Origin of the sequence: Mycobacterium sp. 4D054, assembly GCF_052245755.1 — a bacterium.
In the GTDB taxonomy this organism is placed as follows: Bacteria; Actinomycetota; Actinomycetes; order Mycobacteriales; family Mycobacteriaceae; genus Mycobacterium.
The window spans coordinates 178769-201636 of sequence record NZ_JBQQCF010000003.1; the positions used below are offsets into that span (position 1 = coordinate 178769).

At 68.3% G+C, this 22868-nt stretch carries 20 protein-coding genes; 13 read left to right on the forward strand and 7 right to left on the reverse strand.

The features are described from left to right. The first annotated feature begins 267 nt into the window (after positions 1–267). Positions 268–2589, forward strand: coding sequence for a DNA helicase PcrA (gene pcrA / locus ACTWP6_RS03970; protein WP_443186883.1), 2322 nt, complete (start codon positions 268–270; stop codon positions 2587–2589). Here the strand turns inward: pcrA and ACTWP6_RS03975 are convergent. Together ACTWP6_RS03975 and ACTWP6_RS03980 are read right to left on the reverse strand one after the other, a co-directional pair. Continuing rightward, entirely contained in the window at positions 2586–3185 is a 600-nt protein-coding gene (locus ACTWP6_RS03975) for a hypothetical protein (RefSeq protein WP_443186884.1), read from the reverse strand. The genes pcrA and ACTWP6_RS03975 overlap by 4 nt on opposite strands. Continuing rightward, positions 3186–4238, reverse strand: a complete 1053-nt coding sequence (locus tag ACTWP6_RS03980; protein ID WP_443186885.1) for a M23 family metallopeptidase — start codon at positions 4236–4238, stop codon at positions 3186–3188. Positions 4239–4490: 252 nt separating this feature from the next. Here ACTWP6_RS03980 and sucC point away from each other — a divergent pair, with 252 nt between their 5' ends. Together sucC and sucD are read left to right on the forward strand one after the other, a co-directional pair. Next, complete coding sequence (gene sucC, locus ACTWP6_RS03985) at positions 4491–5654, forward strand: ADP-forming succinate--CoA ligase subunit beta (RefSeq protein ID WP_260755162.1); 1164 nt, start codon at positions 4491–4493, stop codon at positions 5652–5654. A 12-nt stretch (positions 5655–5666) separates the two neighbouring features. Further along, a complete protein-coding gene (gene sucD / locus ACTWP6_RS03990) occupies positions 5667–6569 on the forward strand; it encodes a succinate--CoA ligase subunit alpha (protein ID WP_260755161.1) in 903 nt (300 codons plus the stop codon). A 105-nt stretch (positions 6570–6674) separates the two neighbouring features. Here the strand turns inward: sucD and ACTWP6_RS03995 are convergent, their stop codons facing one another. Then, the gene (locus ACTWP6_RS03995; protein ID WP_260755160.1) at positions 6675–7784 is read right to left on the reverse strand and encodes an ATP-binding protein; all 1110 of its coding nucleotides are present in this window, start codon (positions 7782–7784) and stop codon (positions 6675–6677) included. Continuing rightward, a complete protein-coding gene (locus tag ACTWP6_RS04000) occupies positions 7763–8893 on the reverse strand; it encodes an ATP-binding protein (protein WP_443186946.1) in 1131 nt (376 codons plus the stop codon). The genes ACTWP6_RS03995 and ACTWP6_RS04000 overlap by 22 nt, the downstream gene beginning before the upstream one ends. A gap of 140 nt (positions 8894–9033) precedes the next feature. On the opposite strand from ACTWP6_RS04000, the gene ACTWP6_RS04005 reads away from it, so the two are divergent. Further along, positions 9034–10560, forward strand: coding sequence for an acetyl-CoA acetyltransferase (locus ACTWP6_RS04005; RefSeq protein ID WP_443186886.1), 1527 nt, complete (start codon positions 9034–9036; stop codon positions 10558–10560). Between the two features lie 17 nt (positions 10561–10577). Here ACTWP6_RS04005 and ACTWP6_RS04010 read toward each other — a convergent pair whose 3' ends face one another. After that, positions 10578–11426, reverse strand: a complete 849-nt coding sequence (locus ACTWP6_RS04010; protein WP_260755158.1) for an LLM class F420-dependent oxidoreductase — start codon at positions 11424–11426, stop codon at positions 10578–10580. 119 nt (positions 11427–11545) lie between these two features. Between ACTWP6_RS04010 and sfnG the strand changes: the two genes are divergently transcribed. From sfnG to ACTWP6_RS04040, 6 genes are all read left to right on the forward strand, one after another. Continuing rightward, a complete protein-coding gene (sfnG, locus tag ACTWP6_RS04015) occupies positions 11546–12685 on the forward strand; it encodes a dimethylsulfone monooxygenase SfnG (RefSeq protein WP_260755157.1) in 1140 nt (379 codons plus the stop codon). 162 nt (positions 12686–12847) lie between these two features. Continuing rightward, complete coding sequence (locus ACTWP6_RS04020) at positions 12848–13702, forward strand: DUF5336 domain-containing protein (protein WP_260755156.1); 855 nt, start codon at positions 12848–12850, stop codon at positions 13700–13702. A gap of 60 nt (positions 13703–13762) precedes the next feature. After that, entirely contained in the window at positions 13763–15265 is a 1503-nt protein-coding gene (locus ACTWP6_RS04025; RefSeq protein WP_443186887.1) for a cell division protein PerM, read from the forward strand. Positions 15266–15274: 9 nt separating this feature from the next. Beyond that, positions 15275–15934: a phosphoribosylglycinamide formyltransferase gene (gene purN / locus ACTWP6_RS04030; protein WP_443186888.1), complete on the forward strand. Its 660-nt coding sequence runs from the start codon at positions 15275–15277 to the stop codon at positions 15932–15934. Continuing rightward, a complete protein-coding gene (gene purH, locus ACTWP6_RS04035; RefSeq protein ID WP_443186889.1) occupies positions 15931–17517 on the forward strand; it encodes a bifunctional phosphoribosylaminoimidazolecarboxamide formyltransferase/IMP cyclohydrolase in 1587 nt (528 codons plus the stop codon). Before purN ends, purH begins: the two co-directional genes overlap by 4 nt. 11 nt (positions 17518–17528) lie before the next feature. After that, complete coding sequence (locus ACTWP6_RS04040) at positions 17529–18206, forward strand: hypothetical protein (protein ID WP_443186890.1); 678 nt, start codon at positions 17529–17531, stop codon at positions 18204–18206. A 29-nt stretch (positions 18207–18235) separates the two neighbouring features. Here the strand turns inward: ACTWP6_RS04040 and ACTWP6_RS04045 are convergent, their stop codons facing one another. Continuing rightward, a complete protein-coding gene (locus tag ACTWP6_RS04045) occupies positions 18236–18916 on the reverse strand; it encodes a FadR/GntR family transcriptional regulator (RefSeq protein ID WP_443186891.1) in 681 nt (226 codons plus the stop codon). Beyond that, positions 18913–19599, reverse strand: a complete 687-nt coding sequence (locus tag ACTWP6_RS04050; protein ID WP_443186892.1) for a FadR/GntR family transcriptional regulator — start codon at positions 19597–19599, stop codon at positions 18913–18915. The genes ACTWP6_RS04045 and ACTWP6_RS04050 overlap by 4 nt, the downstream gene beginning before the upstream one ends. 184 nt (positions 19600–19783) lie before the next feature. Between ACTWP6_RS04050 and ACTWP6_RS04055 the strand changes: the two genes are divergently transcribed. The 3 genes from ACTWP6_RS04055 to ACTWP6_RS04065 all read left to right on the forward strand — a co-directional run bounded on the left by ACTWP6_RS04055 (position 19784) and on the right by ACTWP6_RS04065 (position 22832). After that, the gene (locus ACTWP6_RS04055; protein ID WP_443186893.1) at positions 19784–20497 is read left to right on the forward strand and encodes a transposase domain-containing protein; all 714 of its coding nucleotides are present in this window, start codon (positions 19784–19786) and stop codon (positions 20495–20497) included. Between the two features lie 138 nt (positions 20498–20635). After that, entirely contained in the window at positions 20636–21940 is a 1305-nt protein-coding gene (locus tag ACTWP6_RS04060; RefSeq protein ID WP_443186894.1) for an ABC transporter substrate-binding protein, read from the forward strand. Between the two features lie 4 nt (positions 21941–21944). Then, positions 21945–22832, forward strand: coding sequence for a branched-chain amino acid ABC transporter permease (locus ACTWP6_RS04065; protein ID WP_260755148.1), 888 nt, complete (start codon positions 21945–21947; stop codon positions 22830–22832). Positions 22833–22868: the final 36 nt, after the last annotated feature.

Genomic DNA, 22868 nt, shown 5'->3' on the forward strand with positions numbered 1-22868 from the left:
CCGGATTCTCGTTGTGGGATCGGCCCGCTCCGGTGCGTTTCGGGCCTCACACACGAGACGAGCCCCGGATCGCAAAGCGGACCGCGGGGCTCTGGGAAGCAGCTAGACCACGGGCACCGCTGGCCGGTACCCGTAGAAAAATCGGCGATGAGCCCCTCGGGCGAGGTGCGTATGGCCGAGCTGCGCGGTGAGCACCCGAACAGTCTGCCACCACCTGGCTCGCCTGCGCAAAGAGTGTCGCCGCCCGGCGGTAAGTTGGGGACCGATATGACTTCGCTTTTCTCCGACACCGGCACCGACGAGCTTCTGGACGGGCTCAACCCGCAGCAGCGGCAGGCAGTGCTGCATGAGGGCACGCCCCTGTTGATCGTGGCCGGTGCCGGCTCCGGTAAGACGGCGGTGCTGACTCGGCGCATCGCCCACCTGCTGGCCGCCCGCGACGTCGGTGTCGGTCAGGTGCTGGCCATCACGTTCACCAATAAGGCGGCCGCGGAGATGCGGGAGCGAGTGGTCGCACTGGTCGGCTCGCGGGCCCGCAACATGTGGGTGTCGACGTTCCACTCGACCTGCGTGCGGATCCTGCGCAACCAGGCCTCGCTGCTGCCCGGCCTGAACTCGAACTTTTCGATCTACGACGCCGACGACTCGCGCCGTCTGTTGTTGATGATCGGCAAGGACATGGGCCTGGACACCAAGAAGTACTCGCCCCGGCTGCTGTCCAACGGCATCTCCAATCTGAAGAACGAGCTGATCGGACCTGAGCAGGCCGCCGCGGAGGCCTCCGAGGCCGCCGACGATCTCGCCCGGATCATCGCCGAGGTGTACGCGGAGTACCAACGCCGGCTGCGGGCGGCCAACGCGCTGGACTTCGACGACCTGATCGGCGAGACCGTCGCTGTGCTGCAGGCGTTTCCCCAGATCGCGCAGTACTACCGGCGCCGCTTCCGGCACATTCTGGTCGACGAGTACCAGGACACCAACCATGCGCAGTACGTGCTCGTCAGGGAACTCGTCGGAACCGAAACGGTCGACGGGGTCGCACCTGCCGAGTTGTGCGTGGTGGGCGACGCCGACCAGTCCATTTATGCGTTCCGCGGCGCCACGATCCGCAACATCGAGGACTTCGAGCGCGACTTCCCGAACGCCACGACGATTCTGCTGGAACAGAACTACCGCTCCACCCAGACGATCCTGAACGCGGCGAACTCGGTGATCGCCCGCAACACGGGGCGGCGCGAGAAGCGGCTGTGGACCGATGCCGGCGAAGGCGACCTCATCGTCGGCTACGTCGCCGACAACGAGCACGACGAGGCCCGCTTCGTCGCGCAGGAGATCGACGCGCTGGCCGACTCGGTGCCGGGATTCTCGTACAACGACGTCGCGGTGTTCTACCGCACCAACAACTCCTCACGGGCCATCGAGGAGGTCTTCATCCGGGCCGGCATCCCGTACAAGGTGGTCGGGGGAGTGCGCTTCTACGAGCGCAAGGAGATCCGCGACATCGTCGCCTATCTGCGGGTGCTCGACAACCCCGGCGACTCGGTGAGCATGCGGCGCATCCTCAACACTCCGCGCCGCGGCATCGGGGACCGAGCCGAGGCCTGTGTGGCGGTGTACGCCGAGACCACCGGCGCCAACTTCAACGACGCGCTCGCGGCCGCCGCCGAAGGCAAGGTGCCGATGCTCAACACCCGGTCGGAGAAGGCGATCAAGGGTTTCGTCGACCTGCTCGACGATCTGCGCGGCGGACTCGACGGCGAACTCGGCGATCTTGTCGAGACCGTGCTCGACCGCACCGGCTACCGCGCCGAACTGGAGTCCTCCAGCGATCCACAGGACCTGGCCCGGCTGGACAACCTGAACGAGTTGGTCAGCGTCGCACACGAATTCAGCACCGACCTGGCCAACGCCAGGGCGTTGGCCGGCGAGGACGGGGACGAGCAGCAGGACGAGGACGTCCCCGACACCGGTGTGCTGGCCGCATTCCTGGAGCGGGTGTCGCTGGTCGCCGACGCCGACGACATCCCCGAGCACGGTTCCGGCGTCGTCACGATGATGACGCTGCACACCGCCAAGGGACTGGAATTCCCCGTCGTGTTCGTCACCGGCTGGGAGGACGGCATGTTCCCGCACATGCGTGCGCTCGGGGATCCGGCCGAACTCTCCGAGGAGCGCCGGCTTGCCTACGTCGGTATCACCCGCGCCCGGCAACGTCTGTACCTGAGCCGTGCCAAGGTGCGGTCGTCCTGGGGGCAGCCGATGCTGAACCCGGAGTCCCGGTTTCTGCGTGAGATCCCGAAGGAGCTCATCGACTGGCGCCGCACCGAGGCGCCGGCGTCGTCGTTCTCCGCGCCGGTCGGCAACGCGGGCCGGTACGGCACACCGCGTCCGTCACCGACGCGGTCGGCGGCCGGCAAGCGGCCGCTGATCGTGCTCGAGCCGGGGGACCGCGTCACCCACGACAAGTACGGGCTGGGCCGGGTCGAGGAGGTCTCGGGCGCCGGGGAGTCGGCGATGTCGCTGATCGACTTCGGCAGCGCCGGCCGCGTCAAGCTGATGCACAACCACGCCCCGGTCAGCAAGCTCTAACCCGTGCGGCTCCACCGTGCGGTGGCCGGCAGCGCCGCCAGCGCGACTGATGCCAGCGGCAGCACCGGCATCGCGTAGACCAGCGGGGGCAGCTTCGCGCCCGCGACGAACAGGCTGGCGAAGATCAGGATCGCGATGACGGCGCCTACCACCATCAGTAGGCGGGCGTTGGGGCGGCGCAACAGCAGCGCAATGACACCGCTGATGGACGCCGCGGCCGTCACCGCGGCCAGGAACCCCATCGCGACACAGAACAGCGGGTCGGTGGACCACCAGCCGGCGATCAGGTCGGTCGCGATCACCCCGGTGGCCCAGCCGGACACGATCGTCGTCCCCGCGGCGGCGATGGCGGCGCGGGATTCGGCCCGGGTCGGACGAGTGGGTCCCACCGCGACGGGTTTGGCCCGCGGGACGTACTGGGTAACTGGGTCGGAGACGGACGCGACGGGCAGCTCGCCGGTGGGATGGCGGCGCAGGATGCCGGTAGGAGGCTCAGTGGAGGACTGCGAGGCAGACGGAAAGGTTTGGGAGCCCGTCAGCGGTGCGCGCCGCAGGATCCGGGTCTCTTCGGTGGAATCAGAGGACTCGTCGGCCACTCAGCCAACGTAGCCGCCGGGGGACAGCCCCCGCTTGGCCAGCCAGCCGACAGGGTCGACGCGGGTACCGCCGATGTGCACCTCGAAGTGGCAGTGCGGACCGGTGGAGTTGCCGGTGTTGCCCATCTTGGCGATCTGGTCGCCGGCCATGACCCGCTCGCCGACGTTGACCAGAAGCGAGCTGTTGTGCCCGTACAACGTCACGGTGCCGTCGGCGTGACGCAGTTTCACCACGTTGCCGTAGCCGCCTTCGGACCCGGCGGCGATCACGACGCCGTCGGCGGCGGCCAGGATCGGCGTGCCGATGGCGTTGGCGATGTCGATGCCGGCGTGCAGGACGCCCCACCGGTAGCCGAAGCCCGAGGTCCACACTCCGGTGGTCGGCATGACGAACTGGGGCTTGGTCAGCCGGGCTTCGCGCTCGGCGCGCTCCTGCGCGAACGCGGCGGCTTTGGTGATCTCCTCGGCGTGCACGGCAGAGTTGGCGGCCGGGGCGACCGTCACGATCTGCATGCCGTCCACCGAGCCGGTGATCGTGCTGCCGTCGCCCAGCGCGATCTGATCCGCGGCGAGTACCGTCTCGGCCGGCGCCTTGGAGGTCTGGTTGGTCATCGTGTACGCGCCGGCCGCGGTGGCGCCGACAGCCATCGCCGCGACGACCAGACGGCCCCGGACGGGTACCTCGGCCTTGCGGTGCTGGCCGGTGCGGCCGCGCATATCGATGATGTCCGTCTTTGCTGTGCCGTCGGTGACGTCGGTGTGACTGTCGCGGTAGGCCCGCGCGGACGGCCGGCGCTCGGCCTGCGGGGCGGCGCGGAACTCGTCCGGCACGGCCAGGCGCAGCGGCGTCTCGTCGTCGGTGTCGTTGAGGTCGTCGAGTTCCGGAGCGTGGATCACCTGCGTGTCGCGGTCAAAAGCCGCGTGCGACAAGAACTCCAGATTCAAGTGATCGGTGAGTTCGCCGAATTCGTTGAACGGGATGATGTCGGTGACTTCGGTGGGACCAGGCGCCGCGAGGGCCTCGGAAGAGCGAGGCGGACGATGCTGAGGCAACCTGAAAAATCCTTGTCGTCGTGACCAGACCGTTATCTAGACCAATGGACGTTAACCAAATTCCAATCAGAGTGGCAACCCGTGCGTCTATTCCGCCGCTATTTGTGATTTGAATCACTTTGGTTATGCCGGTGAGATCGACCACATGAGCGGTGGGCGGTGGCAATGAGTGGCACGCGGGTCGATACAGTTCCCCCGAGCCCGTCGGGCCGTACTTCTAGCCGCTCACAGACAGGGAAGTTCTAAGAGTCCATGGACCTCTTCGAGTATCAGGCGAAAGAGCTGTTCGCCAAGCACAACGTTCCCACCACTCCCGGCCGGGTGACCGAATCCGCCGAGGACGCCAAAGCGATCGCCGAGGAAATCGGCAAACCCGTGATGGTCAAGGCGCAGGTCAAGGTCGGTGGCCGGGGTAAGGCCGGTGGCGTGAAGTACGCCGCCACCCCCGACGACGCCTTCACCCACGCCCAGAACATCCTGGGACTGGACATCAAGGGCCACGTGGTCAAGAAGCTGCTGGTCGCCGAGGCCAGCGACATCGCCGAGGAGTACTACATCTCCTTCCTGCTCGACCGCGCCAACCGCACCTACCTGGCCATGTGCTCGGTGGAGGGCGGCATGGAGATCGAAGAGGTCGCCGCCACCAAGCCCGAGCGGCTTGCCAAGGTTCCCGTCGACGCGGTCAAGGGTGTCGACGAGGCGTTCGCCCGCGAGATCGCCGAGAAGGGCCACCTGCCCGCCGAGGTGCTCGACGCCGCCGCGGTCACCATCGCCAAGCTGTGGGAGGTCTTCGTCGCCGAGGACGCCACGCTGGTCGAGGTGAACCCGCTCGTGCGCACGCCCGACGACCAGATCCTCGCGCTGGACGGCAAGGTCACGCTCGACGCCAACGCCGACTTCCGCCACCCCGAGCACGCCGAGTTCGAGGACAAGGAGTCCACCGACCCGCTGGAGCTCAAGGCCAAGGAGAACGACCTCAACTACGTCAAGCTCGACGGCGCGGTCGGCATCATCGGCAACGGCGCGGGTCTGGTGATGTCGACGCTGGACGTCGTCGCCTACGCCGGCGAGAAGCACGGTGGCGTTAAGCCGGCCAACTTCCTCGACATCGGCGGCGGTGCGTCGGCCGAGGTGATGGCCGCCGGGCTCGATGTGATCCTGAACGACTCTCAGGTCAAGAGCGTGTTCGTCAACGTGTTCGGCGGCATCACCGCCTGCGACGCGGTGGCCAACGGCATCGTCAAGGCGCTGCAGATGCTCGGCGACGAGGCCAACAAGCCGCTCGTGGTGCGTCTTGACGGCAACAACGTCGAAGAGGGCCGTCGCATCCTCTCCGAGGCCAACCACCCGCTGGTCATCCAGGCCGACACCATGGACTCCGGCGCCGACAAGGCCGCCGAGCTGGCGAACAAGTAAGGGACATACGAGATGTCGATCTTTTTGAACAAGGACAGCAAGGTCATCGTCCAGGGCATCACCGGCGGTGAGGGAACCAAACACACCAAGCTGATGCTCAAGGCAGGCACTCAGATCGTCGGCGGTGTCAACGCGCGCAAGGCCGGCACGACGGTCACGCACCAGGATAAAGACGGTAACGACGTCGAACTCCCGGTGTTCGCCTCGGTCGCCGAGGCGATGAAGGAGACCGGCGCCGACACCTCGATCGCGTTCGTGCCGCCGGCGTTCTCCAAGGACGCGATCATCGAGGCCATCGACGCCGAGATCCCGCTGCTGGTGGTCATCACCGAGGGAATCCCGGTGCAGGACACCGCCTATGCGTGGGCCTATAACGTCGACAAGGGCCAGAAGACCCGCATCATCGGCCCCAACTGCCCGGGCATCATCACTCCCGGCGAGTCGCTGGTCGGCATCACGCCGAACAACATCACCGGCAAGGGCCCGATCGGTCTGGTGTCGAAGTCGGGCACGCTGACCTACCAGATGATGTACGAGCTTCGCGATCTCGGCTTCTCCACCGCGATCGGCATCGGCGGAGACCCGGTGATCGGCACCACCCACATCGACGCGATCGAGGCGTTCGAGAAAGACCCCGAGACCAAGATCATCGTGATGATCGGCGAGATCGGTGGTGACGCCGAGGAACGGGCGGCCGACTACATCAAGGCCAACGTCACCAAGCCGGTCGTCGGCTACGTCGCGGGCTTCACCGCTCCGGAGGGCAAGACCATGGGCCACGCCGGCGCCATCGTGTCGGGCTCGTCGGGCACCGCGGCCGCCAAGAAGGAGGCCCTGGAGGCAGCCGGGGTGAAGGTCGGCAAGACCCCGTCGGAGACCGCCAAGCTGGCCCGCGAGCTCCTCGAAAGCCTCTGAGCTCCAGATCTTTTCGAGCGGCACACGCCGCATCGCGAGCGCGCGTGTTCGCACCGCGACACATCGTTGTCGCGCGATGTGCGGATGCGCGCGCTCGCCGCGTTTCTAGCGCTCGCGGTACTGCAGGTAGCTGCGCAGCAGCGGATCCGTGAGGTCGTACCAGGAGGTGCGGCGGTCACCGTCGGCCTTGGACGAGGTCACCCAGCCCGCGGCGGCCAGCCGTCCCAATGCCGCGGACGCCGATTGATTCGACACCCCCACGCGGTGGGCGAGGTCGGAGACCGATCGCGGTGCCGAGCCCCGGGCCAGTTCGACGACCAGCCGTTGTTCGCCCGGGGGTAACTGCCACAGTTGCTGCTGGAACTGCGGCGCCAGTCGATCGAGCACCGCGTCGACTGCCGGGGTCAGCGCTGTGAGCTCGGATTCGCCCGTGGATTCGGCGAGCAGGTGCCACAGACGGGGAGTGCCGCCGATGATCCGGTGCACGTCTTGCACCCGGGCCCGGCCGGCGGCGGAGTCGAGGTAGGCCGCCAAGCCGGCATCCCCCCGTCGCCGTGCCGCGCGGCGCAACAACTCGGTCGCGTCTTCGGTCGTCAGTGCGGTCAGCGTCTCGATCATGAACGACCCGTACCACGGGAACTCGCGCGACGAGACGCCCGGGAACAGCGCGGGGGTGGTCGCCAGAACCAGTACAGCCGTGGATGTTTCGACCCAGGCCCGCAGGCTTCCCTGCCCGGGCGCGCCGATCGCGTCGAACACGCGATCGGCGTTCTCGATCGCCAGCAGGATCATCCGGTCCGCGGCCGAGCGGATGATCGCGGCCTCGATGCCCACCGGGTCCCGGGCGTTCCTGAGCGCCCTGGCCTCCTCGCCGACCTCGGGCCCGACTGCGCGCGCCATCTCCACCAGCAGGTCGAGATAGGAGCCGATTGCCAGCGAGTCCTCCGAAACCTCCAGGGGCAGAATGCGTTCGGCGGTTTCGGGATCCGAGATCGCGCGGTTGACGGCCACCCTCAAGGTGTGTGTCTTGCCGGCGCCGCGGGGTGCGACCAGCAGCGTGTGCGGTCGGGAGCCGTCGCGTGCCGCAGCCGTGATGCGGTTCGTCAGGGTGTCGAGCAGGTCGGTCCGGCCCACCGTCGACGCTTCGAGTTCGGCGGCGTCGGCGGCCGACGGCGTGAACAACGGCGGATAGCTCACCGCCGCATCGCTTTCCACGCCCGCTGTAGCAATGGGGAGGAGAACGCGTCGGCGTCACCGGAGCGGACCAGGTAGTGGTCGAGGGTGAGCCGCTCGATGACGGACACCAGCTGTGCCCGGCCGGTGATCGGGTTGCCCTCGCTGCGCAGGCGCATCAGCACGGTGTCGACGCCCAGCGGGCCACCGGCGTGGGCGTAGATGTCGAGCAGCCCGGCGATTGCCGGCGCGTCGGCGCCGTAGTAGTGCGGCAAGCGGTCTCGGTAATGCCGCAGATCCCAGGGGTCGTAGGGGCTCTCGACGGCGTCGAGCACCAGAAGATCGACCAGTTCCGGATACGGCGCCACGCCGGTGTCGAGCCAGGATTTCCGGGCGGCGGCCACCAGGTGCTGGATGTAGTAGGGCACATTCTCGGCGGCTGCGGCGATCGCCGCGGCGACCTCGCGCCGGTCGGTGGTCGGGACGCCGCTGCCCAGCAGCAGGCACTCGGCCAGATATGTGGCGTGATCGGAACGGATGGGCCCGACCGCGATCTTCGGGATGTCGTTGACCGTGCTCGGCGCGTCGGCCGAGACGTGGTGGAAGCCGATCGAGCCCGAGAGCACCGTCGCGACCCTGCCGGGATGGTCCTGACGCACCCGGCGAAGCAGGTGCAGGAAGGTATCCCCGGAGCCGGCGGCGGCGCGCTCCAGGTTGCGTGCCAACACGCTGACCTCGTCGATGAACAGCGCCAGGATGCGTCCGTCGGCCCGCCGGATGGCACGGTCGAGCAGATCGTCGAGAGTGGCCGCGGCGCGGCTGTCGCGTTCCAGCCGGACGGGTCCCGCGGTCAGCGTGAGCCGGATCCGGGCGAGTTCCTGGGCCCACGCCGGGTCCAGGCGGGCCAGCTCGGAGATCAGCGCGGCGACGAACTCGGCGTAGGTCTCGCGTTCGGCGCTGACGGACACGACGACGGCGCCGGTGTCGGCGGCCCTTCGCTGCACGAGCCGGGCCAGCGAGGTCTTGCCGTGCCTGCGGTCACCGACCAGCACGGCACCGGAGTTCGGGAGCGTGGACAGGACCTCGGTGGATTCGCGAACCCGGCCCACCACGTCCTCGACGGGCACCACCCCGCCGACGACCAGCGACATCGGACGCGGGTCCCAGTTCATGACCGAACTATACGTCAATAAAGACGTACATCACGATAATCGTACGTCGGACACAGCGTATGTGGAATTACTGCAACATGTTCTATTAGCCTCCCGAAGTAACTGAGAGGACGGGGCGCATGGCAGTGGATCCACGGACGCCGGTGATCGTAGGCGTCGGGCAGTTCACCGAACGGGTCGACGACCCGGACTACCGCGGCATGTCGGCCGTCGAGCTGGCGGCCGCCGCGGTGCGGGCCGCCCTCGCCGACACCGGCGCCGACCCCGCCGACGTGGCCGCCGCCGTGGACACGGTGTTCGGGCTGCGCCAGTTCGAGATCTCGGGCCCGATGCCCGCGACGCTCGGCAAGTCCGACAACTACCCGCGTTCGGTGATGAACCGGGTGGGAGGCGCCCCGGCCCGCGTTGTGCTCGAACCCGTCGGCGGGCAGGGGCCGCAGAAACTGGTCACCGAGGCCGGCAACCTGATCGTCGCCGGTGACGCGGACGTCGTGATGATCATGGGCTCCGAACCCGGGTCGACGGCCAAGTACTTCGCGAACCGGGACGACAAGCCGGATTTCACCGAGCACGTCGACGGGCAGCTGGAAGACCGCGGACACCAGATCTTCACCTATGTCGACGAATACACCATCCGGCACGGCCTGACCGGCGCTCCCGTGCAGTACGGGCTGTTGGACAACGCGCGGCGCGCCCGGCTCGGGCTCGGCGTCGACGAGTACCGGCGCCAGATGGCCGAACTCTTCGCGCCGATGTCCAAAGTCGCTGCCAAGAACCCGTTCTCGTCGTCTCCGGTGGAACGCTCGGTGGACGAGATCGCGACCGTGACCGACGAGAACCGGATGATCTGCGATCCGTACCCGCGGTTGCTCGTCGCCCGCGACACCGTCAACCAGGGCGCTGCCGCGGTGCTGATGTCGATCGAGGCCGCGCGCAGGCTCGGTGTGCCCGAAGAGAAGTGGGTGTACCAGCACGGCCACTCGGATCTGGTCGAGCAGCCGCTGCTGGACCGGGCGGACCTCGGCGCCAGCCCGGCGGCGGTGCACGCCGCACACGAAGCCCTGCGAGTGGCCGGCGTCGGTGTGCGCGACATCAGCACCTTCGACCTCTACAGCTGTTTCCCGTTCCCGGTGTTCGTGATCTGCGAGGCGCTCGGCCTGTCGGGCGACGACCCCCGGGGCCTGACCCTGACCGGGGGGCTGCCGTATTTCGGGGGCCCGGGCAACAGCTACTCGCTGCACGGCATCGCCGAGACGGTGATCCAGATGCGGGACCACCCGGGCCGATTCGGCTTCGTCGGCGCCAACGGCGGCATCATGAGCAAGTACTCCGTCGGGGTCTATTCGACCGAGCCGGTCGGCTGGCGCACGTCACGCAGCGCGGAACTGACCGCCGAAGTCGCCGCACGGCCCACCGTCGCGGTGACCAAGACCCCCGAGGGAACGGGCACGATCGAGACCTATTCGGTGCATCACGACTGGCCGGTGCGCACCGGAATCATCGTCGGGCGCCTCGACGACGGATCCCGATTCTTGGCCACCACCGAGGACGTCGAACTCGTGGCGCTGATGACCGGCGGGGATCCGCTGGGCGCGTCGGTCCGCGTCACGCCGACGGAGAACGGCAACCGCGCGGTACCGGGGTAGCGCCGCGACCGGTGGACTCAGGTCAGGGCGCCGAGCTTCCCGGCCAGCCGCTCGACATAGGCGGCGACGTCGGCCTCGGACCTGTCGGGCAGCCCGAACAGCACCTCGGTGACGCCGAGTTCACGCCAGTGCGCCAGCTTCTCGGGGTCCGGCTTGAAATCGAGCGCGACGATCTGCGGGGCGCCGTCACGCCCGGCGGCCGCCCAGGTGTCCTGCAGCAGCTTGACGGGCTCGTCGATGTCGAAGTCGCGCGGCGTGGTGATCCAGCCGTCGGCGGACTTCGCGATCCACTTGAAGTTCTTCTCGGTGCCGGCGGCGCCGACGAGAACCGGGATGTGTGATTGCACCGGCTTGGGCCACGCCCAGGACGGTCCGAACTTGACGAACTCGCCGTCGTACTCGGCTTCCTCCTGGGTCCACAGCGCCCGCATGGCTTCCAGATATTCGCGCAGCATGGTGCGCCGGCGGGCCGGCGGCACGTTGTGGTCGGTCAGCTCGTCGGTGTTCCAGCCGAAACCGACGCCCAGGCAGACCCGCCCGCCCGAGAGGTGATCGAGCGTGGCGATGGATTTGGCCAGCGTGATGGGGTCGTGCTCGACGGGCAGTGCCACCGCCGTGGACAGCCGGACCCGCGAGGTGACCGCGGCGGCGGTGCCCAGAGAGACCCATGGGTCGAGGGTGCGCATGTAGCGGTCGTCGGGCAGGGATTCATCGCCGGTGGTGGGGTGGGCGGCCTGCCGCTTGATCGGGATGTGGGTGTGTTCGGGGACGTAGAACGTCTCGAAGCCGTGTTCGTCGGCGAGCTTGGCGGCGGCCGCCGGTGTGATTCCGCGGTCCGAGGTGAACAGCACCAACCCGTAGTTCATGCCGAGAATTAGAACGTGTTCCAATCTGGCGGCGCAAGGGGGGTCGGGTTCGGGTGGTTTCGGTTCACCGCGATCCATACCGATGACCGCGCCGCCCTGCGGCGGTTGCATGGCTAGCCATGACCACCGAACGCATCGCCGACCACGTCAAGTTCGCGTACTGGGTGCCCAACGTCAGCGGTGGCCTGGTCACCAGTGACATCGAGCAGCGCACCGACTGGAACTACGACTACAACCGGAAACTCGCCCGCACCGCGGAGAACAACGGCTTCGAATACGCGCTGTCGCAGGTGCGGTACGAAGCCAGCTACGGCGCCGAGTACCAGCACGAATCGACCAGCTTCAGTCTTGCGCTGCTGCTTGCCACCGAACGGCTCAAGGTCATCGCGGCCGTGCACCCAGGGTTGTGGCAGCCGGCCGTGCTGGCCAAGCTCGGGGCCACCGCCGATCAGCTCTCCGGTGGCCGCTTCGCCGTCAACGTCGTCAGCGGCTGGTTCAAAGACGAGTTCACCCACCTGGGCGAACCGTGGCTGGAACACGACGAGCGCTACCGGCGCAGCGCGGAGTTCCTGCAGGTCCTGCGCAAGATCTGGACCGAGGACGACGTGGATTTCCGCGGCGACTTCTACCGCATCCACGATTTCACCTTGAAACCCAAACCCGCCAACACCCCTGAGCGACCCAATCCGGAGCTGTTCCAAGGCGGCAACTCGACCGCCGCCCGCCGCAACGGCGGCTACTACGCCGACTGGTACTTCTCCAACGGCAAGGACTTCGACGGGGTCACCGAGCAGTTGGTGGAGGTGCGCGACCACGCCCGCAGTGCCGCTCCAGCGGGCCGTGAGGTCAGCTTCGGGCTCAACGGCTTCATCATCGCCAGAGACACCGAGAAAGAGGCCCGGGAGACCCTCAAGGAGATCATCGCCAAGGCGAACAAGCCGGCGGTCGAGGGTTTCCGCGGTGCGGTGCAGCAGGCCGGGAACTCGACCAGCGACAAGAAGGGGATGTGGGCCGACTCCACCTTCGAGGACCTGGTGCAGTACAACGACGGTTTCCGCACCCGGCTGATCGGCACGCCGGAGCAGATCGCCGAACGCATCGCGGCGTACCGCAAGCGTGGCGTCGACCTGATCCTGGGCGGCTTCCTGCACTTTCAGGAGGAGATCGAGTACTTCGGGGCGCGGGTTCTGCCGCTGGTGCGCGAGATCGAGAACGCCGAGCAGGCGTCGGCGGATTCGCCCGTGCTGGCGTCCGCGTAGCACGGGCCCGGGGCGAGGGTGCGGGCCGGTGACGAAGTGACAGGCCCACCCCGCGGTGCGCTAGCGTGGTTTATCGAATCGCTCAGGCGGATTGATCGACGTCGACTGTCGCCCTGATGGCGGCACCGTCGGTTCCGACGCCCGCACAGCACAGGAGAGGTCATGTCGTACCCACAAGGCGCGCCCGGAGGTCCTGGATTTCCCGGTCAGCAGCCCACCACGCAGTTCACGGCGCCGACTCAGCAGTTCGGTCGGGTTCCTGACGCCGAACCGGCCGCAGACGGTCCGAGCCGGCTGCCCTTCTCTCTCAGCGCCGCCGTCGCGGTCCTCGGCCTGCTGGTGTACCTGTCCAGCTTCGGCCCCCAATTCACTGTCGCGTCGTCGGACTTCCCCGATTTCCGTCCGCTGACCGCCAGCTCCTTCGGCGTGTTCTTCGCAGTCATCGCCGCGGTGGTGGCGGGCCTGCTCGCCGGGGTCGGTCTGCTGCCCCGGCAGCGCAACTTCGTCGCCGTCGCCGCGGTTGCCGCCGTGCTGGGCTTCCTGCTCGTGTTGGCCGAGGTCATCAACAAGCCCTCCGAGGCCTCGATCGGCTGGGGCCTGTACCTGGCCGTTGCGTTCACCCTGCTGCAGGCGGCCACCGCGGTCGTCGTGCTGCTGTTCGATTCCGGCATCATCACTCCGCCGGCGCCGCGGCCGAAGTATGAGCAGCCGCAGTCCTACGGGCAGTACGGCTACTACGGCCAGCAGGGGCCGCACACCGGCCAGGGGCAGCACCAGCAGCTCCCGCAGCACCAGCGTCCCGGCTACCCGTCGCAGTACGGCGGCAGCGGCTACCCGGGCACCGGTGGCTTCCCGGCCGCATCCCCGTCCGGGCAGTCCGCCCCGTCGGGACCGCCGACCCCGCCCACGGGTTTCCCCACCTACGGTCAGCCGCCGGCGAGCGACACGCCGACGACCCATGTGCCCACGCAACACCAGCCGCCGTCATCCTCGCAGTCGGGTCAGTCGTCGTCGTAGTCTGAGCCGCGCGTGCGCGAACGTCGCGCGCCCGAGCGCCTGCGAGGAGCGGCCCAACCTGTGAGCACCCGGCCAGTCGGCACACGCCAGGCGCGTGACCTGCTGCGGGTCGCGTTCGGACCCTCTCTCGTCGCGTTGCTGGTGATCGCTGCGGTGGTGCTGCTGCAGCTGGTGATCGCCAACAGCGACATGACAGGCACTCTCGGCGCCATCGCCAGCATGTGGCTGGGTGTGCACCAGGTCCCGGTGTCGATCGGCGGCAGCGCCCTTGGGGTGATGCCGCTGCTGCCGGTCCTGGTGATGATCTACGGCACCGCGCGCACCACCGCTGCGGCGGCGGGCACATCGTGGTTCGTCACCCGCTGGGTGGTGGCGTCGGCGCTGGGCGGTCCCGTGCTGATCGCCGCGATCTGCCTGGCGGTGATCCATGACGCCGCCTCGGTGCTCACAGAACTGCAGACCCCGGACGCGCTGCACGCGTTCGGGTCGGTGTTCGCGGTGCACGCGATCGGTGCGGTGCTCGGCGTCGGCTCGCGGGTCGGCGGCCCGTTGCTGGCCTCGACTCCGCTGCCGAAGTGGCTTCCGGAATCCTTGCGGGCGGCTGCGGCCGGTGTGCTCACCTTGATGGGGTTGTCCGGTGCGATCGTCGCCGGATCGCTGATCGTGCACTGGTCGACCATGCACGACCTGTTCTCCATCACGGACTCGATGTTCGGGCAGCTCAGCCTGATGGTGCTGTCGGTGCTGTACCTGCCCAATGTGATGGTCGGCGCCTCCGCGGTGGCGGTGGGGTCCAGTGCCCACGTCGGATTGGCGACGTTCAGTTCATTCACCGTGTTCGGCGGGGATATCCCGGCGCTGCCGGTGCTGGCGGCGGTGCCGACGCCGCCGCTCGGTCCGGTGTGGGTGGCGCTGATGATCACTGCGGCCGTCTCCGGGGTGGCGCTCGGCCAGCAGTGCGCGCGCCGCCCGCTGCCGCTGGGGCCGGCGCTCCTGAAGGTCGTCGTCGCCGCCGCAGCCGCGGCCGCGGTGATGGCGCTGCTCGCCGAGGCCGGCGGGGGCCCGCTGGGCAACTTCGGCGACATCGGGGTCGACCAGACCACGTTCGGCCCCGCGGTGTTCCTATGGATGCTCGGGATCGGTGCGCTGACCGTCGTGATGTCGGGCGGGGTCACTCCGCGGGTCCGCATCCCGAAGCCGGTGGACGTATCCACCGTCGATGAGCCGGACGACGTGGACGACGGGGCGCAAACGACTTCTGGCCTGGAAGAGGACGCGCAACCGCAGACCGACGAGATCGTCGTCGACGCCGGGCCCACCGATGCCGCGGCCGAGCCGCTCGGACCGGTCGGGGGTCTGCCGCTTGAAGAGTTCGACCCGGAGGAGCACTTCGTCGTAGACGAAAGAGATGGCCGGGGCGTCGTAGACGAAAGAGATGGCCGGGGCGTCGTAGACGAAAGAGATGGCCGGGGCGTCGTAGACGAAAGAGATGGCCGGGGCGTCGTCGACCGCGACGGTCACGACACCGACAGCGGCGGCGAACGCGAACGCCGCGACCACTAGGCTTTCAGCGTGCAACTGGAGGCCGGCCGACGCGAAGAGCAGTCGTGCCTGCGCGTACCCCCGAGCGCGCCGGACGCGCGGCTTGTCGTGCTGGCTTCGGGCACCGGTTCGCTGCTGGCATCTCTGCTGAACTCGGCTGTCGGTGACTACCCGGCCCGGGTGGTGGCGGTCGGCACCGATCGGGCGTGTGCCGCGCTGGACATCGCGGCCCGAGCGGCGGTACCGACGTTCACCGTGCCGCTGAGCGAGTATGCCGACCGTGCCGCGTGGGACGCCGCGCTGACCGCCGCAACCGCCGCCCACCGGCCCCACGTGGTGGTGTCGGCCGGGTTCATGAAAATCCTTGGCCCGAGGTTTCTTTCATCATTTCCGGGGCGGGTGCTCAACACCCACCCGGCGCTGCTTCCGGCGTTTCCCGGCGCCCACGCAGTGCGCGATGCGCTGGCCTACGGGGTGCGGGTCACCGGGTGCACGGTTCATCTCGTGGATGAGGGCACCGACACCGGACCGATCGTCGCTCAGCGGGCGGTGGAGGTCCTCGACGGCGACGACGAGTCGACCCTGCACGAGCGGATCAAGGTGATCGAACGACAACTTCTGGTGGATGTGGTGGCGGCGGTGGCAACCCGCGGCGTGACCCGGACAGGACGAAAGGCGACCCTAGGATGAGCGACAACGACGACGAGGTGTTCCGGCGGCCGATCCGCCGCGCGCTGATCAGCGTCTACGACAAGACCGGCCTCGTTCCGCTCGCCCAGGGACTGCATGCGGCGGGTGTCGAGATCGTGTCGACCGGGTCGACCGCGAAAACCATTGCCGGCGCCGGTGTTCCGGTTACCCCGGTCGAGGACGTCACCGGCTTCCCCGAGGTGCTGGACGGGCGCGTGAAGACTCTGCACCCACACGTGCACGCCGGGCTGCTCGCCGATCAGCGCAAACCCGAACATGTTTCGGCGCTCGAAACGCTCGGTGTGGCGGCCTTCGAACTCGTGGTGGTGAACCTTTATCCGTTCACCCAGACCGTCGCCTCCGGGGCCGGTGTCGACGAATGCGTGGAACAGATCGACATCGGTGGTCCGTCGATGGTGCGGGCGGCGGCCAAGAATCATCCGAGTGTCGCCGTGGTGGTCGAGCCGCTCGGGTACGACGGTGTACTGGCCGCGGTGCGGGCCGGCGGATTCACCTATGCGGAGCGGAAGAAGCTGGCGGCGTTGGCGTTCCGGCACACCGCGGAGTACGACGTCGCGGTCGCGTCCTGGATGGAGTCGGTGCTGGCTCCTGAGCACGACGCTGCGTCGACCGAGCTGCCGCCCTGGGTCGGTTTGACGTTCCACCGGTCCGCGGTGCTGCGGTACGGCGAGAATCCGCATCAGCAGGCGGCGCTGTATCGCGACGACAGCGGCTGGCCGGGCCTGGCCCAGGCCGAGCAGCTGCACGGCAAGGAGATGTCCTACAACAACTACACCGACGCCGATGCCGCGTGGCGCGCCGCATTCGACCACGAGGACATCTGCGTGGCGATCATCAAGCACGCCAACCCCTGTGGCATCGCGGTCTCGTCGGTGTCGGTGGCCGATGCGCACCGCAAGGCCCATGACTGTGACCCGCTGTCGGCCTTCGGTGGGGTCATCGCGGCCAACACCGAGGTCACCGTCGAGATGGCCGAGACGGTCGCCGGGATCTTCACCGAGGTCATCATCGCTCCGGCCTACGAGCCGGGCGCCGTCGAGGTGCTGTCGGGCAAGAAGAACATCCGGGTGCTGCTCGCCTCCGAACCGCAGCCGGGCGGCACCGAGTTTCGCCAGGTCAGCGGCGGGCTGCTGGTGCAGCAGCGCGACGCTCTGGATGCCAGCGGTGACGACCCGAACAACTGGACGCTGGCCACCGGATCGCCGGCCGATCCCGCCACACTGGCTGATCTTGTGTTCGCCTGGCGCGCCTGCCGCGCGGTCAAGTCGAACGCGATCGTGCTGGCCAAGGACGGCGCGACGGTCGGTGTGGGGATGGGGCAGGTCAACCGGGTGGACGCGGCCAGGCTCGCGGTCGAGCGCGCCGGCGACCGCACCCGCGGCGCGGTCGGTGCCTCCGACGCCTTCTTCCCATTCCCCGATGGGCTCGAGACGCTGATCAAGGCGGGGGTGAAGGCCGTGGTGCATCCCGGCGGGTCGGTGCGTGACGATGAGGTGACCGCAGCTGCCGAGGCGGCCGGCATCACGCTCTATCTCACCGGGGCAAGGCATTTCGCGCACTAGGGGGTGATCGGGTGAAGATCTCACCCTTGCTGCGGCGCCGCGTGTTCGCGGCCACCGTCATGACGGTGGCGGCGCTGGTGTCGTCGTGTACAAGAGTGGTCGACGACGCGCGGGCGGTGGCCGTGGAACCCGGCACACCGTTCGGCTCGTACGCGTCGGTCGATCTGTGCACCCCCGTGGACGGCAAGCTCGCCGACGTCCCGCCGCCGCGCGGTCCGGCGTCCGACACCGAACCGGTGCTTCGTATTCCGCAGCCCGACGGCTGGAAGCGGATCACCGCGCTGGACTCGCCGATGATCCGGTTCGTCATGCGCAACGACGGGCTCGCGGCCGGCGGGATCGCGCCGACCGCGGTGGTGACCCTGGAGTCGCACCGCGGTGAGATCGCCCCGGAGGAGTTCTTCGCCGATCAACGCCGCCAGGTGTCCCAGCTGGGCGTCACCGATCTGACGCTGACCGACACCACGTTGTGCGGATTGCCCGCCGTGCGCGGGCACTACCTGTCGCCTCTGCTGCCCGGTCTGAAGCCACGCCGGGCCGACCTGCTCAGCGCCGTGATGGTCAGTGAAGGCCGGACGTACGGTGTGGCGATCACGGTGCAGAGCGCCGACGAGCAGGACCCGGATTACCGGCGGGACGCCGACCGGATCCTCGGCGGGTTCCAGATGCTGCCTCCCGGCAGCCGCTGATCACCCTCTCCGACAAGCGTTCTGGCGGATCAGGGTAGTCCTGCGAGCAGTTGCCCGCGGACGGTCTGCAGGTGATGACGCATCGCCTCGCGGCTTCTGGTGGCGTCACGGTCGAAGATCGCCTCGGCGATCTCGCGGTGCTCACGCTGGCACACGGCGTAGTTCTGCGGGGTGTACGGGCGGGTGTCCAGCGCGCTGCCGGCCAATCGTCGCCTGCCGGACTCGACCATGTCGTTGAGTGCGGCCACCACGGAGTTGTGCGTGGCCAAGGCCAGCGCGCGGTGAAAAGCGATGTCCCACTCCGCGAATTCATCGGGTGTGCGTGCGGCCTCGCCTTGTTCCAGGCACCTTCGGATCTCGGCGAAGTCCTCGGCGGTGGCGGCCACCGCCACCAGCGTCATCAGGTTGGGTTCCCACGCGGCGCGGGCGTCGATCAAATCCAGTGGGCTGATCCTCACCGGCGTCGCCACAGCTGCGGGGGAGCCGGCGCCGTCGCGGGTCAGGAAGGTGCCGCGTCCGACTTCGCGGGTGACCCGCCCTTGGGTCTCCAGCACGTCGAGTTGCCGGCGCACGTCGTGGCGACTGCACCCGAGCAGGCCCGCCAGCGCACGCTCGGTCGGCACGCGGCCGCCGGGCTTGAGCGCGCCGGCCAGGATCTGACCGTCCAGGTATTGCGCGACCGAGGTGGCTTCCGGTCCGGGGGCGGTCATTGCCCGGTCACCACCGACCGCACGAAGCGAAGGTGATCGGTCATCGCGGTGGCCGCCCGGCGCCGGTCCCGCTGTATCAGCGCCTCGACGATCTCCTGATGTTCGCGTTCGATGGTGGCTCGGTTCTCGGGGGTGTAGCCGTCACGCTTGAGCCGGCCCCATACCGGGTTGTTGCGTGTCGAGTTCAGCACGTCGACCATCGCCACGATCTGCGGATTATGAGTGGCCACCGCGAACGCGTGGTGCAGGGTGATGTCCCACTGTTCGAAGGATTCGTAGTCGGTGGCCGCTTCTCCCCGGGCGAGGCAGCGACGCAGTTCGGCGAAATCTTCCTCGGTGGCGGCCAACGCCGCCACCGACACCACCTCGGGCTCGAACAGCAAGGACGCAGTCATGATCGCCGCCGGCGCAAACGACCCGCCGGCACCCGAAGTGCCGGACGGCGCAGCCTCGTCGCCGTCGGCGACGAGGAACGTTCCGCGGCCGACCTCGCGCACCACCCGGCCCTCCCGTTCGAGCTGGGCCATCACGCGGCGCACCTGAGCTCGGGTGCAACCGAGTTGGTCCGCGAGGTGGCGCTCGGCCGGCAACCGGCCGTTGCGGGGGAGATGTGCGGTAGCGACCCACTCGTCGATGAGCCGTCGGATGTCACGGTCGACCACCGGCATGGCTCCGCCGCTCATCAGTCCCCCTTTCGTGTGCCGAGTGCGTTCACTGTAACCAATGCGACCGTATTGGGCGGCACTAGTGAGTAAGCCAACATAACTCGACCAATGTATGAGAATTGGTTCTAGTAACGCATGCGTAAACTCTGAACGCACAGACCCATTCGTGAATTGACTTAAGGCGGGTGCCGAGGTGTTCACCATGTCCGACCGCTTGGCGCTGTGCGCGCTGGTCGGCGCGGTGCCTCCCACGATGGTCGACGACGCGGTGCTGGCCGCCGGCGTGGCGGCCGAGCGGGTGCGGACCCTCCCGCCCTGGGTGACGACCTACCACGTGCTCGGCTCGGCGATGAGTCCGCGCGCGACCTACGACGACGTCACCGACCTGGTGTGGACGACGCTGCCGGCGGCCACCGGACGCGGCCTCTCGCGGCAGCGCCCGACCCGCGGCGCGATCACCAGGGCCCGGTCGCGCTTGGGTGCCGATCCGCTCGCGGCGCTGCTGTCCCGGATGGCGCCAGCGGCTCCCGAAGTAGAGCCTATTTCGACTGTCTACCTGCATAGATTCCAGGCCGTGGGGGTACCGGGCCTGTGGTGGATCACGTGTCCTGACACCGGCGCGTTGCGAGGCTGCGACGCGCGGGACGACAGTCTGGACACCGCAGTGAGGTTGTTGCGCAGCGCCGGCGTGTCCCACGTGACCGTCGATCTGCCCGTCGGGGTGGGCGCGAGTCTGCAGCAGCAGCTCGGCGCTGACGTCCGGATCGAGACGGGACGCTCAACCGCGGCCGACGGGGCGTGGTGGCTGGGGTTGCGAGCCCGGACCAGCGCGGGTTGGCGCCAGGAGGCGCTGGCGCGCGCCTGCGTGATCGCAGCGTGGGAGCGGGCGTCGAGGATCGCGCAGTCGATGTCCTGATCCGGTTACTAAGTCAACGAAACCCCGCGCTGGCGGTCGAGCAATTTGCGTGATTGTGTTCCCGGCACAGCACAACTCTTCTAGCCTCATTGGGCGAGGAATGGTTGCATATTGGTTGCCGACTCACGTGGGAGTGACATGAATAAATCGACGAAGGTCTGGTCCAGCGCAGCGGCCGCGGCCGCCCTGCTCGCAGTGCCCGCATGTTCGGGCGGTGGTGAGGCCGGAACTGGTGACCCACTTGTGGTCGGCATGCTGATGGCGTTCAGCGGTCCCACCGCGGTGGAGGGTGCCGAGGTGGTCAACGGATGCCTGCCTGCGGCTGCCGAGATCAACGAGGCCGGCGGGGTGCTCGGCCGTGACATCGAGTGCGAAGCGTTCGACACCAAGGGCACGGCCAGCGATTCGGTGCCCGCCGCGCGCCAGATGTTGAGCACCACCTCCAACCTGTTCACCGTGCTCGGCCCCAGCACCGCCGAGGCCGCCGCGGCCGCCCCGGTGCTGGAGGAGGCCGGCCAGGTGATGTTCTCCCCGGCCGGCGACGGCCGCTTCGACCGGACCGAGCTCGACTACTACTACCGCCTGATCACCTCGGATTCGGTGGGGGCCCAGGCGATGGCGTTGCACTCGCAGCGGCAGAACTTCGACAAGGTCGCGTTGGTGTTCGTCAGCGGCGCCTCGGCGCAGGCGAACATCCCGCCGCTGGAAGAGGCGCTGGGGGGACTGGGCGTCGGTGTCACCGAGGCCATGACGATCCAACCCGAGCAGCCCTCCTACCGCACCGAGGTGGCGCGGATCCTGCAGAACCGGCCGGCTGCCATCGTGTTCGAGGCGGACGCGGTCACCGCGGGCACCTTCCTGACCGAACTCAACCAGGCCGGCGGCGGCGACATCCCGATTGTCACGAACACGCTTGCCACCACCGGCGACTGGCAGGAAGCGGCGTTGGGGGCCTACGGCGGGGACGAGGCGCTGGCGAAATCGCTGCAGGTGGTCGTCCGGTATGCCCAGGAAGGGGGTGCGGGCACCGAGACCTTCGTCGAGACCCTGCAGTCGCTGGAGGGCACGGACGGTATCGACATCCCGTCGTTCAAGGACAGCGCGTACGCCCGTGCGGCCTACGACGGTGTGGTGCTCTCGGGTCTGGCCGCCACCAAGACCGACTCGGTGGAGCCCGAGGACTACAACTCGGCCATCCCCGAGATCCTCGCCGCCGGTGACGGCAAGACGGTGGTGACCAACTACGCCGACGGCGTCGAGGCGCTCGGCAAAGGGGAAAACATCCAGTACGTCGGCGCCAACGGTGAATACCGGCTCAACGAGTTCCACAACGTGATCGGTGCCTTCGCGTTCTACGACTGGGATCCGGCCACCAGGCAACTGCGGCTGGTGAGCCAGCTTCCCGCCGAAGAGCTCGAAGCCCTCGCGAGCGGACAGCGCTGATCTCGTGAATCTGCTTGTCTCTGCGACGGTGTTCGGGATGGTGATCGCCGCGGTGCTCGCCCTGGCCGCGGTCGGTTTCACCTTGCAGTACAGCGTCTCGAACGTCTTCAACCTCGCGTTCAGCGAGACGATGGTGGTCTCGGGGTTCGCCGCGCTGGGGGCCGGCCGGGCCGGACTCCCGATGGCTGCCGCGGCGTTGATCGGTGTCGCAGCGGGCGTGGTGATCTCGTTGCTGCTGAATCGCTTTGTGTACCAACCGTTCGCGCGGCGTGGTGTGTCGGTGTTCCAGATGCTGGTGATCAGCCTGGCGGTCAGCCTGGTGCTGGCCAACACCCTGCTGGCCATGGTGGGTCCGATGTCGTTCCGGTACGAGGTCACCCCGACGGTGGTGTTCACCATCGCCAGCGCCGCGGTCACCGACCTCCAGTTGATCGTGATCGCCCTCGCGCTGATCGCCATGGTCACCATGCATCTGCTGCTCAAGCGGTCCCGGCTGGGCCTGGCCATGCGCGCCGCGTCGGTCGACGGGGGACTGGCGCAGTCGTGCGGCATCCCCACCCAGCGTGTGGTGGCCACCGCCTGGGCGATCTCCGGCGCGTTGTGCGGTCTGGCCGGGGTGGCGTTGTTCGTCATCAGCTCGTCGTTCTCGGCCACCTCGGGACGCACGTTCATCGTGTTGGTGATCGCCGCCGCGGTGCTGGGCGGAATCGGTGACGCCTACGGCGCCATGTTCGGTGCGCTCGTCCTCGGCCTGGCAACGGAACTCACCGCGGTGTGGCTGGATCCGAGCTTCAAGATCGCCATCGCGCTGGTGGTCCTGATCGGCGTGCTGATGGCACGACCGCAGGGCATCCGTGCGGAGTTCTCGGCGGGAAGGGCTTTGCAGGTATGACGTCCCAGCAAGGAGTGGACGTGCGAGGCAAGAGCA

Excerpts from the sequence above, each read along its gene's own strand:
- pcrA (WP_443186883.1), top strand. The coding sequence starts at position 268 with ATGACTTCGCTTTTCTCCGACACCGGCACCGACGAGCTTCTGGACGGG.
- sucC (WP_260755162.1), top strand. The coding sequence starts at position 4,491 with ATGGACCTCTTCGAGTATCAGGCGAAAGAGCTGTTCGCCAAGCACAAC.
- sucD (WP_260755161.1), top strand. The coding sequence starts at position 5,667 with ATGTCGATCTTTTTGAACAAGGACAGCAAGGTCATCGTCCAGGGCATC.
- ACTWP6_RS04045 (WP_443186891.1), bottom strand. The coding sequence starts at position 18,916 with ATGACCGCCCCCGGACCGGAAGCCACCTCGGTCGCGCAATACCTGGAC.
- ACTWP6_RS04000 (WP_443186946.1), bottom strand. The coding sequence starts at position 8,893 with ATGTCGCTGGTCGTCGGCGGGGTGGTGCCCGTCGAGGACGTGGTGGGC.
- ACTWP6_RS04005 (WP_443186886.1), top strand. The coding sequence starts at position 9,034 with ATGGCAGTGGATCCACGGACGCCGGTGATCGTAGGCGTCGGGCAGTTC.
- ACTWP6_RS04020 (WP_260755156.1), top strand. The coding sequence starts at position 12,848 with ATGTCGTACCCACAAGGCGCGCCCGGAGGTCCTGGATTTCCCGGTCAG.
- ACTWP6_RS04050 (WP_443186892.1), bottom strand. The coding sequence starts at position 19,599 with ATGAGCGGCGGAGCCATGCCGGTGGTCGACCGTGACATCCGACGGCTC.
- ACTWP6_RS04060 (WP_443186894.1), top strand. The coding sequence starts at position 20,636 with ATGAATAAATCGACGAAGGTCTGGTCCAGCGCAGCGGCCGCGGCCGCC.
- ACTWP6_RS04055 (WP_443186893.1), top strand. The coding sequence starts at position 19,784 with ATGTCCGACCGCTTGGCGCTGTGCGCGCTGGTCGGCGCGGTGCCTCCC.
- ACTWP6_RS04010 (WP_260755158.1), bottom strand. The coding sequence starts at position 11,426 with ATGAACTACGGGTTGGTGCTGTTCACCTCGGACCGCGGAATCACACCG.
- sfnG (WP_260755157.1), top strand. The coding sequence starts at position 11,546 with ATGACCACCGAACGCATCGCCGACCACGTCAAGTTCGCGTACTGGGTG.
- purH (WP_443186889.1), top strand. The coding sequence starts at position 15,931 with ATGAGCGACAACGACGACGAGGTGTTCCGGCGGCCGATCCGCCGCGCG.